This window comes from Agrobacterium vacciniicorymbosi (assembly GCF_040427045.1).
In the GTDB taxonomy this organism is placed as follows: domain Bacteria; phylum Pseudomonadota; class Alphaproteobacteria; order Rhizobiales; family Rhizobiaceae; genus Agrobacterium.
The window spans coordinates 1-10,573 of sequence record NZ_JBETMF010000025.1; the positions used below are offsets into that span (position 1 = coordinate 1).

General features: G+C 53.2%; 13 protein-coding genes and 2 pseudogenes. 4 read left to right on the forward strand and 11 right to left on the reverse strand.

The genetic code is table 11. The annotated features are described in order from the left end of the window. Positions 1-446: 446 nt before the first annotated feature. A complete protein-coding gene (locus tag ABUK73_RS23165) occupies positions 447-941 on the reverse strand; it encodes a cupin (RefSeq protein ID WP_353579295.1) in 495 nt (164 codons plus the stop codon). Between the two features lie 208 nt (positions 942-1,149). On the opposite strand from ABUK73_RS23165, the gene ABUK73_RS23170 reads away from it, so the two are divergent. Continuing rightward, positions 1,150-1,479: a hypothetical protein gene (locus ABUK73_RS23170; protein WP_353579296.1), complete on the forward strand. Its 330-nt coding sequence runs from the start codon at positions 1,150-1,152 to the stop codon at positions 1,477-1,479. Between the two features lie 29 nt (positions 1,480-1,508). Here ABUK73_RS23170 and ABUK73_RS23175 read toward each other — a convergent pair whose 3' ends face one another. The 5 genes and pseudogenes from ABUK73_RS23175 to tnpB form a co-directional block, all read right to left on the reverse strand. Next, entirely contained in the window at positions 1,509-1,754 is a 246-nt protein-coding gene (locus ABUK73_RS23175; RefSeq protein ID WP_113089532.1) for a BrnA antitoxin family protein, read from the reverse strand. 691 nt (positions 1,755-2,445) lie between these two features. After that, positions 2,446-3,528 carry a nucleotidyltransferase family protein gene (locus tag ABUK73_RS23180; RefSeq protein ID WP_113089868.1) on the reverse strand — a complete coding sequence of 361 codons (1,083 nt, stop codon included), beginning with the start codon at positions 3,526-3,528 and terminating at the stop codon, positions 2,446-2,448. A gap of 455 nt (positions 3,529-3,983) precedes the next feature. Further along, positions 3,984-4,766, reverse strand: a complete 783-nt coding sequence (locus ABUK73_RS23185) for an IS110 family transposase (RefSeq protein ID WP_454892410.1) — start codon at positions 4,764-4,766, stop codon at positions 3,984-3,986. After that, a pseudogene (locus tag ABUK73_RS23190) lies at positions 4,721-5,144 on the reverse strand (IS66 family transposase zinc-finger binding domain-containing protein); the annotation flags it as partial. The gene ABUK73_RS23185 and the pseudogene ABUK73_RS23190, both read right to left, overlap by 46 nt. Before the next feature lie 59 nt (positions 5,145-5,203). After that, on the reverse strand, positions 5,204-5,365 hold the full coding sequence (tnpB, locus tag ABUK73_RS23195; RefSeq protein WP_353579297.1) for an IS66 family insertion sequence element accessory protein TnpB: 162 nt from the start codon (positions 5,363-5,365) through the stop codon (positions 5,204-5,206). Between the two features lie 534 nt (positions 5,366-5,899). On the opposite strand from tnpB, the gene ABUK73_RS23200 reads away from it, so the two are divergent. Continuing rightward, positions 5,900-6,586, forward strand: a complete 687-nt coding sequence (locus ABUK73_RS23200; RefSeq protein WP_353579298.1) for a glycosyltransferase — start codon at positions 5,900-5,902, stop codon at positions 6,584-6,586. 81 nt (positions 6,587-6,667) lie between these two features. Here the strand turns inward: ABUK73_RS23200 and ABUK73_RS23205 are convergent, their stop codons facing one another. Beyond that, positions 6,668-6,820 (reverse strand): hypothetical protein, encoded by a 153-nt coding sequence (locus ABUK73_RS23205; protein ID WP_353579299.1) that lies wholly within the window; start codon positions 6,818-6,820, stop codon positions 6,668-6,670. A 237-nt stretch (positions 6,821-7,057) separates the two neighbouring features. Here ABUK73_RS23205 and ABUK73_RS23210 point away from each other — a divergent pair. Together ABUK73_RS23210 and ABUK73_RS23215 are read left to right on the forward strand one after the other, a co-directional pair. Continuing rightward, positions 7,058-7,354, forward strand: a pseudogene (locus ABUK73_RS23210) (HipA domain-containing protein); the annotation flags it as partial. Positions 7,355-7,425: 71 nt separating this feature from the next. Beyond that, positions 7,426-8,109 carry a type IV toxin-antitoxin system AbiEi family antitoxin domain-containing protein gene (locus ABUK73_RS23215; RefSeq protein WP_353579302.1) on the forward strand — a complete coding sequence of 228 codons (684 nt, stop codon included), beginning with the start codon at positions 7,426-7,428 and terminating at the stop codon, positions 8,107-8,109. Positions 8,110-8,140: 31 nt separating this feature from the next. Here the strand turns inward: ABUK73_RS23215 and ABUK73_RS23220 are convergent, their stop codons facing one another. The 4 genes from ABUK73_RS23220 to ABUK73_RS23235 all read right to left on the reverse strand — a co-directional run bounded on the left by ABUK73_RS23220 (position 8,141) and on the right by ABUK73_RS23235 (position 10,098). After that, positions 8,141-8,638, reverse strand: a complete 498-nt coding sequence (locus ABUK73_RS23220) for an RES family NAD+ phosphorylase (RefSeq protein WP_113090083.1) — start codon at positions 8,636-8,638, stop codon at positions 8,141-8,143. An 8-nt stretch (positions 8,639-8,646) separates the two neighbouring features. After that, complete coding sequence (locus tag ABUK73_RS23225) at positions 8,647-8,997, reverse strand: MbcA/ParS/Xre antitoxin family protein (protein ID WP_113090084.1); 351 nt, start codon at positions 8,995-8,997, stop codon at positions 8,647-8,649. A gap of 436 nt (positions 8,998-9,433) precedes the next feature. After that, a complete protein-coding gene (locus ABUK73_RS23230; protein ID WP_353579300.1) occupies positions 9,434-9,838 on the reverse strand; it encodes a hypothetical protein in 405 nt (134 codons plus the stop codon). Between the two features lie 41 nt (positions 9,839-9,879). Beyond that, positions 9,880-10,098: a hypothetical protein gene (locus ABUK73_RS23235; RefSeq protein WP_353579301.1), complete on the reverse strand. Its 219-nt coding sequence runs from the start codon at positions 10,096-10,098 to the stop codon at positions 9,880-9,882. Between the last annotated feature and the right edge of the window lie 475 nt (positions 10,099-10,573).

The following is a 10,573-nucleotide window of genomic DNA, read 5'->3' on the forward strand; positions in this document are numbered from 1 at the left end:
CTACGCCATGCTGGACGCACCAGCATTGGCCGCATAACTTAAACCAAACGGTCTCCGGCAAGGCCGGGGCGGTTCACCTTGTGCGAATTCTGACCTGTAAAATGTCTCGATTGTTGACCTCTTTACCCAGTCTGTCGCCGCCTTATGGGTGCTGCCTGGACCGCTAATCTTGGACCACAAATCGGTTTTTTAGGCTTTACGAGCGTTAAAGCCCGGCCTGAGCATTTCTCTTCAACATATTGGAAACAAAAAGGTCGGGGCAACTGCACCGACCTTCTGTCGCTTGTCATCATCTGTTGCCAGTACATCCGTGGTCAACATGCAAGCGGTGGCGCCGCCACGCCACTCAATCGATACGAACTGCTTATGACGGATTTCGTTCCCCGTTTTTGTGAACGATATCCACGGCCGGTAACTTCGATTGCTGTTGCGTGATGGATGGGTGTTTATCTTTTGCCCCATAACCTCTGCAAAGCACCCGGCGAACCCTCTACGGGATCATTTGTTGGAGTAGCAAGCGCCTTGATTTTTCTTAGCATATCTTTCGTCGGAGCTGAGCGCTGTATGTCGACCTCCTGATCTGGAGGATATGCGCCGACGACCTGAAAGTCCGGCGAAGCGTTCAACCGCTTGTGGCCCGTCCCGGCAGGCAGGACCAGGCAATCTCCCGGCGATATCTCCAGAACGGGTCCATCTGACCCACCGATTTGTAACGCAGCATGACCACGACCGATCCCTAAAACCTCATGGGCGCTGCTATGATAGTGATGGTAATCGAAGACGCCGTTTCGCCAGGTGCCGGTCCATCCATTTTTAAGAAACAGATCTTCGAATGCGCCTGAGTCCATACATGGGGCGATTTGGCGATAGACGATCACTGGCAAGGTCTCGTTGTTGGGGATCCAGTCGCTCTTTGACAGCATAAAGTGCTCGACGTTCATATCATCTCCGTAGAGTTCGGTTCGATCTGTCTCACTGAGGTTAAGATGACAGGGACGGTAGGGTTCCCATGGGCAACCTCGCCTTGCAGTGACAGGACAAGCTTGCTCGGTGATGCCGTTAGATCACAGATCGAGTGAAACGGCGGCGTCCGGTGTTTATTTCGATGTCGGGACTTGCAAGACCAAATGGTTCCGGCATTTTTCGACCATGAGCCTGACAACGGATTTTATTGGCGAACTTGTTCGAGATGCCAATCGCATGGAGCACCTTGACGCGTTCCAAAAACGCCGGGCGTTGGAGCGTGCCGTTGCAATGATTGCGGAGTTGCGAGGCGCCATCGGCATACCCACAGGTCCGGGCCGCGATATATCGCTTGATATTCACACAACAGCACTATCGGTAGAACGAGGCTGGCGCGACGATAATCAGGTCCGCGACGCATTTCTTTTGGCTGCCGGTATGATCCGGGACCTGCACATTGTCCTCGATAGCAAAACAAGAGTATCCGTCGTCGCAAACCGCAATGTCTCGTTGTAACTGAGACTTGGCCTATGCCGGCTGTCGGCTCAATCCTCGCTGTCGCGCCGGGCCAACATTTGGATCCTCAGACAATCGTTGATCCGCTCCTGCCAGCCCGGTCCATCTTCCTGGAAATATGCCAGGACGTCACTGTCGATCTTTAAGGAAACGAGCTCCTTGGTCGTTGGGATGGCGCGTTTTTCCACGGCGGGTGCCGCAGCCTTTTTGGGAGCGGCAAACAGAGCTTCGGCGGCATCTCTTGGATCGAGCGGTCTGCGGGGCTTTTGGGCCATGATGTGCTTTCTAACGGCCAGTGCACGCAAGCGAGCGCCATGGACAAATGAGAGATCGTTCAGATGAACAGTTTTAAGGACTGAAATGCCCAATATGCAGTGTAAGGTGTATCGGGCTGGATGTCGATTGGTCGGTCAGTGAGGCCAGTCGCCATTGACCACACACAAGGAGTTCCTTCATCAGGTCATCGACGGAACACCTCAAAGGAGGCTGCTGCAATTTGATGGATCGTCACACCGGACTCGGCTAGTACAGATCATCAGCAGTATTGTGGTGACGTGCATGTCAGGATCATTGGAAGCAAGGCCGCTTTTCGGCATCGGGCTGGCGGCCATGGGCTACTCCTGCTTTGCTCTACAGGATGGCGCAGCGCATCTAGCTGTTACAGCATGCAGTTCTGGGTGTTTGTGAGAGGGCGCTTAAAGCGCCGATCTGAACGGCACGCGTGGCGGAAGTAAGGTACGCCTGAGAAGCGGGACGATGGGGGCAGAAGCGCCTCAGGTCCAAAGGATATATTGATGTCGTCTTCCGTGGCACCTTGAGCGAAGTTCTTGACGATCAATCCGCAAAAGCCAGCGCTTTTAAATCTCGTGCAAACCGTTGCGTGCAGGTTTCACCTATCGCGTTCATATCGGCTCGCCAGGTGTTGGCGCCAAGAGCTTGGACGTCAGAGCCTTGGTGGAAAAAGCATCACGTGCTATGGTGATGGACCTCATCGGTCGGAAGAATCGCGAAAATCTTATGGACGGCTAGTTGGTATTGCTTGTCGACGGCATCGACGCCCGCCGTGAGAGCGCTACGCCATGAAGGACCTCGATCCCAAGCTTCACGGAGAGTGTGAGCGAGGTTTGCGCCATCGCCTGTTTCTTGCAATGCTTCAAATAGCATTCCGGCCTGGCGTAAATCTTTAGCTTTTTTGGCTCTACCACCGATATCATCTTTACGACGACCGGCGACAATCAGCTTGTGGATTGCAAATCTTGACGGATCAGGCACAACGACTGAGACGCCGGCACTGTGGAGCAGAACCGTTCGGACCGGATCACGCAGCAGGAAATCCATGAACCGCAAAGGTTCGGCCGACGCACCACCAAGAGCGGGCATCTTTGCCGGTTGGTCCGAGTAATCTTCACCACCTCGATTTGTCGTCAGGAACTCCACCCGGTAGCCAGATGAATTACGGAAGGCATTAGAGAGGGGCGAGCCGGAAACATGGGGCAGTGCGCGAAAGGAGGGATCGACGCTCTGCAGCAGATCAACAATTGGTGGTATTGAATCCTGTACTTCGCTTGAGATTGCATAGTCTTGCGCCAGGTCTGCATCACCGGTCAGTATCGCGGCCATCGGCAGGCGGACACCGAGATGCGCAGAGTAGCATTGAAATGCGACCGTGCCGACAAGGACGCTGCGAAGACGGAATAGACCGGCCGCTGCTAGTGTTTCGATGACTGTGCCAGTGAAGCGATCAGGTGCTATCATGCCCGCCTCGCGCGTGAGAGCAGCGACCATCTTTCTACGGTTTTGGAAATCATCCTTTTCGCCTTTGAAGGTTTCGACCCGCGCCGTAATTTCCCGATCATCGACCGGCCCTACATATCGCCGTTTCTGACCACCCTGGCCATTCGGTTGATCAAAGTACCAATATGCGCGATTATCGACCGTTACCTTGACGAAGCGGCCTGTTGGCGGAAAGTCTGCCGACCACTGAGCATCGAAAGTCCGTTGCTGAAGCTCCGCGACCATTGTGCGGAACATGAGATCGATTTGCTTCATGGAAGGTTCCTATAACATTTCCGCAAATCTAGTATAGTAACTGGATTTGCGCAAGTTTTATCTTAGAGCGTCGTGACTGTTATAATCATATCCCCCCACCCAATGGTGCCCGAAGGATATCGATGTGATCGATTGATCGTTTTGCGTAGGGTGAAGTAACTGCATGATTTGGCCCTGGTGGCAACTGCCGCCAGGGTTCCATCTTCAGCAAGCTTTGTGCAGTCACCTTTGGGACGATGAACATGGATTTTGCCTACATTCTCGAAGCCCTGCCGGATTTGATGACCGGCCTTAAGAGTGGGGCGGGGCGAATGGAGCTCACAACATTTGTTCCGGACTCGCATCTGTGCCGGTCGGTCAAAAAGAGGCTGCCCTCTCCTCCGGTCTTCGGGGATTGAGAGGTCTGGTACTTGTCATCCTTCCCCAGGCGATGCCGATCATTTTGCCACCTTATGTCAGTCTGATCGTGTGCGTCCGGCCAAGTCATTTCGCGAACTGAGCCATCCAAGCGATGATCTGGCGTTAGTACCAGCATTACCCCCAGACGAATGCTGCCGCGGTGTCAAACCCATCCACGCAGAGAAATCTCGACCGCGTGTAAATGTCTCAGCTGGCGGCGCTAAGGCTTCGAGCGCAGTTGCAATGACAGGCCCAATGCCGGGAACGCTCATGAGCCGTTTGGCAACATCATCGTGCCGAGCCCTCCGCGCAATCTCCAGATCGAGTTCCCGCAGCTTATCAATGAGGGCTCGCAATGTTGAAACCAATGCCAAGCAGGGTGCGCGTGCTGCCGCCGTCAAGCTTGAGCTATCGTCTTCAACGTAACTGATCAGAATGCCGACACGCGAGGGGCCTTGCGGAACGGTAATTCCAAACTCTGCCATTAGACCACGTAGCGCATTGATAATCTGGGTCTTTTGCCGCACGAGAAGGTCACGTACCTTGAATACCGTCGCCGCTGCCTGCTTCTCTTCGCTTTTTACTGCGACAAAACGCATAGTCGGTCGCATTGCCGCTTCGCAGATGGCTTCTGCATCGGCTGCATCATTCTTCTGACGCTTGACGAACGGTTTGACGTAAATGGGCGCAATCAGCTTTACTTGATGACCAAGCTTGGCAACTTCGCGACCCCAGTGGTGGCTCCACGCGGTGTCGGATGGAAGGGCGCCGGTGGCTGGCTGATCTTCTCTCAGTCCCGGCAGGTGAACTTCTCGCGCACCGTCTGGATTACCTTCCACTGGCGCGGAATGATCTCCAACGTCTCGGTAATGTCCTCGCCCATCTTCACGATCCGGGCTGAGCCACAGCAGGTGCAGGTCGAAGGAGCTTCAATGGTCAGCCGTTCGCGCTGCAGGTGATCGGGAAACCGCTTGCGGGTGGGTCGACGGCGCTGACACTTGTGATCCTCTGCGCAACGCGTCCCTCCGCGATCTCGTCTTCGGTGGCATCTGCCTCGAGTTCCTCAAGCTGCAGTTCCATCGGTGCCGGATCACTGCCTCCGACGTTGTCACGACAGCGCGCACCTGTGCGAGATCAGCCTCGGTAGACGCGGCACGTGCTTCGGATTCCGCGAGCGCGGCGCGCAGTCTGGCTATCTCCGAAGCAGCATCGTCCATGCCAGAAAGCTCCCATGCAGCGCGCTGAAAGACTAACAAAAACAGAGCAGTGCAGGCAGTTAGCCCGCTTTCGAAGGCGGCTGTGTCCAGCGTGGATTGCGCCAGTCGATCCCTTCCAGGAGATAGCCGAGTTGCGCCGCCGACACTGGCACGGCGGAGCCACTCTGGCTGACGGGCCAGATAAACTTTCCCGCTTCTAGCCGCTTCAGGTAAAGCGACATGCATACAGCGAGCGCTTTGTCATTTGACGAGACCGTCGACGACAATCACCCCGTATGGCGTAAATAATAAAGTCGAGAGTGACCTTAAGGCGAGTTCAGCAGAATCTCCCTACGGCAAAACGCCGTCCAGTCTTCGGTGAAGATCGGTGCGATCGACTGCAGAAGCAAGCCTCAATATACCGTCAAACACTCCGATATCTTCGTCTGCCATCACTATCGTTGGCTGCACTATAACGTCGAGGTCTCAACGAGAAGCGGCAGATATCGGACTTGTCAGGCGCGGGACCGTTGCTCGCTTCATTCCCTGAGTGATGTCGCCGTTCGGCAGGACTGACGCGCCGACAGTCAATGGCGAGACGTTTGCTTCTGCCATATTGTGATTCATCGTCTATCACCCGAAGAGCGAATGACATGTTTCCCATTCAGAACGCTTTTTCGCCTTTTATGCCTCGACACCGCATAATATACCGTGTCCTAATTGAGGGCGTCGGTAATCGGGTCCAGTCGGCCTCAAGGCTATAAATGGGAGACAACATGACTGAGACGGCACGCGTATTTATTGGCTTCGACAGCAAGGAAGTTGTCGCCTACCATGTCTTTTGCCAGAGCATTCAAGAGAAGAGCTCCATTCCCGTGGAGTTTATGCCGATCGCGCTCAGCAATCTTGACGGTATTTTCACGCGGGAGCGCAATCAGCTCCAGTCAACGGAATTTTCCTTCTCGCGTTTTCTGGTTCCCTATCTGTGCAACTTCGAGGGTTGGGCCATTTTTGCCGACTGCGATATGTTGATGCGTTCAGATATCGCCAAGCTCTGGAATATGCGCGATGACCGTTATGCCGCGATGTGCGTGAAGCATGACTATGTTCCAAAGGTCGAAACCAAATTCCTCGGACAGACACAGACGAAATACGAGAAGAAGAACTGGTCGAGCTTCATCCTCTTCAACAATGCAAAGTGCAAGGCGCTGACCAAGGACTACGTCAACACGGCCACCGGATTGCAGCTCCACCAGTTCAAGTGGCTCGAGTCGGAAGATTTGATCGGAGAAATTCCGGCAAGCTGGAATTGGCTCGTCAACGAGTACGACCATGATCCGGCTGCGGACAATGTCCATTTCACCGATGGCGGTCCATATTTCGAAGAATACAAGAACGACGACTATGCCGAAGAGTGGTTCGCTACTCGAGAGAGAATGTTGACTGTCGTTCAGCGCGCCTAGTGGTATTGTGCGCGGCGCCAACGCGCACGCCCGCAACTATTTGCGACGTAAGCGCCGGATGAGGTCTTTGATCTTCCGGCGTCATTTCAGGCACATTTTAGCCGCTACGAGCGCCATTACCTGTTCTTCCGAACGCCAGATGATGGCGATTTCGGTGCGATGAGCATTCTCCACGAGCGCATGGATATGGCGGTACGCTTGAGAGAAGACCTTGCTGAAGAGCGGCGATTCCAACTGACTCTCCAAGCCTGGAGGCTTCAGGGTTTTTCAATCTGCGCTTTTTGTTGAAGACTGCATCAATCCGCATTCTGCCGCTACCGCTAGTCTCTTGGTACGCATCAAACGAAAACAATGTTCTGTTGACCTGGATACCGGAGATGCTTTCCGCAGCTATAGCTTTGGTCAGCTTGTGGAGGAAGGCAGTGCTCTCGCCAGAACTCCAGTCACGATTTGTAGGCCACGCTCCGCCTTGCCCGGGCCTGTGGCATTCGAACTCCGGAAGTCAGGCTGGAACTTGCCGATACGCCATACCCAGTCGCTTTGATTCAGCGGTTTGACCGGCGTGGGAGCGCACGTATTCATTACATTTCGGCTCGCACTGCTTTGGGGAAGACGGGAACTGAAATTGGTTCCTATACGGAGATTATCGACTTCATGCGGGCAAATGCCGCTGATCCGCGGGCCGATTTCCGCGAACTCTTCCTGCGTCTGATCTTCACCATCCTCGTGGCGAATAAGGATGACCTCATATGTCTCTGTAGAGAGTGATCCTTTGAATAATTGATACGGCGCATTTGGAAAATTCTTGAAACTTTCATAAAATGGAAGTATCTGGAAATATGTCTTCGTTGGCGGACCAGATTTTTGCAGCCGGATTGGCTGATCGTTTTGTGAATGACCAGCAACTCGCCGAGTTGCTTGGCGGTAGTGACGCGCGTCGGTATGGCCTTGTCAACCGCGCTTTGAAAGACGGGTCTCTTATTCGCCTGAAGCGGGGTTGTTATGTCATGGCGCGGCGTCATCGACGTGACCCGGTTCATCCCTTTGCCATCGCCCAAAACCTCGTGCCGGGCAGCTATATTTCTTTCGAAACAGCGCTGTCGTTCCATGGATGGATTCCGGAGGCGGTGTTTGTCACCGCCAGTGTCTCACCCGGCCGCAAGAGTCAGGATTTTTCGACGCCCGAGTTCGGGACCTTCAGTTATCATCCTCTGGCGATCAACGATTTTCGGTTTATGACGAGTGTTGACCGTGTGCCGCTCAATGGTTCGGTCGCGTTTGTTGCCCAACCTCTTCGGGCACTTATGGATTTGGTAGCGCTTCGCAAGGTTGAGTGGAGCGGGCTCGAATGGTTGACGGTCGGTATGAGGATTGAGGAAGATGTCCTCCTCGGATTGCGACGTAAGCATTTTACGGCACTGAAGCCGGTGTACAAACATAGGGCTTCAAATGTTTTTCTCCGGGCGCTGGAAGGTGCCCTAATGGCTTCTGAGCGTGTGCATGATCTTGAGGTCAGAGCATGACAGAAGAAGAGGGACCGGTGGCATCGCGGTATTAACGCGATAGTCTGCGTTCATCGTCAATCAAGGTCAGGCGATGCGGGGCGCAAGCTCCCCAGGTCCAAAGGACGATATTGAGGTCGTCTTCCGTTGCGCCCTGAGCGAAGCTCTTGACGATCAACCCACAAAAGCCAGCGCTTTTTAGATCTCGCGCAAGCTGCTGCGTGCGGGCTTCAGCGAACGTGTTCATATCGTCTCGCCAAGAGTTGGCACCGAGAGTGTGGACGTCAAGATCATAATCATAAAGCGCCTTACCATCGCGTGTATCAAAGAGAGGATCGATGTCCGCCTCATAGGAGACAAGAGTGGTTGGCTGCAGGCTACCAGCTTGATTGGCTTCCCTGAGAGCGGTCATGATGGTGAGAGACGTATAAAGTGCCGGCATGCCTTTAGGATTGAACCTGCCACCATAGAGTTCCGCGCCGCGACCGGAAAGCGGTTCACGAGCATAGAGGGGGTTGAGTGCTCGATAGAGTTTACCTCGATACTGCATCGACAAAGTCAAGCATGAACGCCAGCGTCGATGGCATCTATATAATCGAGCACTTCGTGAGCACGGCCGTCTCGCACGAGTTGCATTGCAGTATGACCCGAGAAGCCAGCCAGTGGTTCCGATCGATACCAGGCATAGGCCATGAGCGCTGACCCGAAGCGCGATTCGACTTTATTGACGACTTCGACCATTTCGCGCAGGCGCCGCTGAGTTTTGTCGGATTTCATGCGCTCCTTGCGTTGAATTGCATCTTTACCCAGTCCGGCGGTACGAGCAATGTCGTCACTCGTCGTATGGAATACATCTGCAATTTTTTTCGGTGCAAACATTCCGTCGTCAGCGTATTGAGCAATGGACATAAACGCCTCCATAGTTTTTGACGCTTTTAATGACGCAGTATAGCGTCGATATATTCGGCAATCAAGCACTCTGAGAAATCTGATCGGCAATACAGCGAGCGCTTTGTCATTTGACGAGAGCCGTGACCCTTGCGTTGGCACCTAGCTCTCTATCAACATTGCTGATGGGCGGCGAACAGTCGCCCTAGTGTTGCTTTCATCGCCCGTCCCGACAACGAAAGGTACCTCTCGGATTATGACCTGCTTATCGCCGTCAATGATGAGCGGTTTGGCGAAAAATAGGAAGGTGCTATCATTGTTGATCCGTGGCAGTGATAATTTGAGAGACACACTGATGCACATCCCTCTACCATTTCTTATTCGATGGCAGCTGATATGAGCCGGTTGGTTTCATGTTCATGAGCCTCGTACTGCTGGACCGGTCGTTAAGCCCGCCCTAAACGCCGTTTATGATGTTGCAGATTCCTTTGCGGACGATATTTTTATCGGTGACCTGTCCGGCTTGAATATTGAACACGGCGTCGATTCGAACTGCTGCACCTTTTTGCCTGGCAACAACCCGAAGCGTCTGGATCCTGCCGCTTCCGCTGGTTTCCTGATGGGCGTCAATTGATGACAAGGACTTATCGATCTTGATACCCGAAAAGCCTTCAGCGGCCACGGCCTGCGCGAGTTTTTGCAGGACAATAGGGGCTTTTGCTTTAGGCAACTCCTGCCATGACTTGTAAGACACGGCGGTCACCATTGGTAGGCCGGAAACGCTGAAGTTTTTCTCGCAGGACGCGGCAAGAGCTGGATTTGCAAAAGCTGTGAGGCTCAGGGCTGCAATGACATGTTTCATAGTATGTGATCCGGTAATTGTTAAGATGGCGGTGTTGACGATCAGAGGTCCGACCGTGTGCCTCTGTAGTCGATAGGCGGCGGAAGAGCCTCATGTGCTTGTGCAAGCGTTTCGAGCCATTCGGCTAGACCGGCAGGGACGGCGTTGTTGCCCGCTTCAAGGGCCTCGATCCACGAAAGCTCGCATTGCAGGGCGGATGCGATATTGATCGGCGTCCAGCGGATGACTCGCAGACATTGATTAAAGCGCTCTGGCGACATGTTGATTTCGCTACCCCTGTCATTTTGAGCGATGGTCTGCTAGCTGATTGCGATAGTCAATCCATTTCTGCAACCTTGAGGGACGTGAAGCCAAACACATTTAGATATATTTTCCATTAAATGGCATATAAATACATGTGAATCCATTATGTATACTTATCACTTGGGATATTGTTTCACTCAAGTCAAGTGAGCAGGCGAGGTAAAATATATAATAGTTGCGCTGGTAATTTATATATAATATTTTAATCGTATAGATTGGAAAGGCACATAAATCTTGACCTGCGATTCAGCGGGGAATTTCTGGGCGATTTAGTATTCGCAGACCGGTCGATTGTTTTATATAGCTTTTTGACTACTTTCGACAAAGGAAATGGGAAGCAAACAAGATGGATTTAGATGGCCTGAGTAGGGCGACAAGCTGACGGCTTGCAATTACAATAACAGTATCACGATACTGTTATTGTAATTGCAA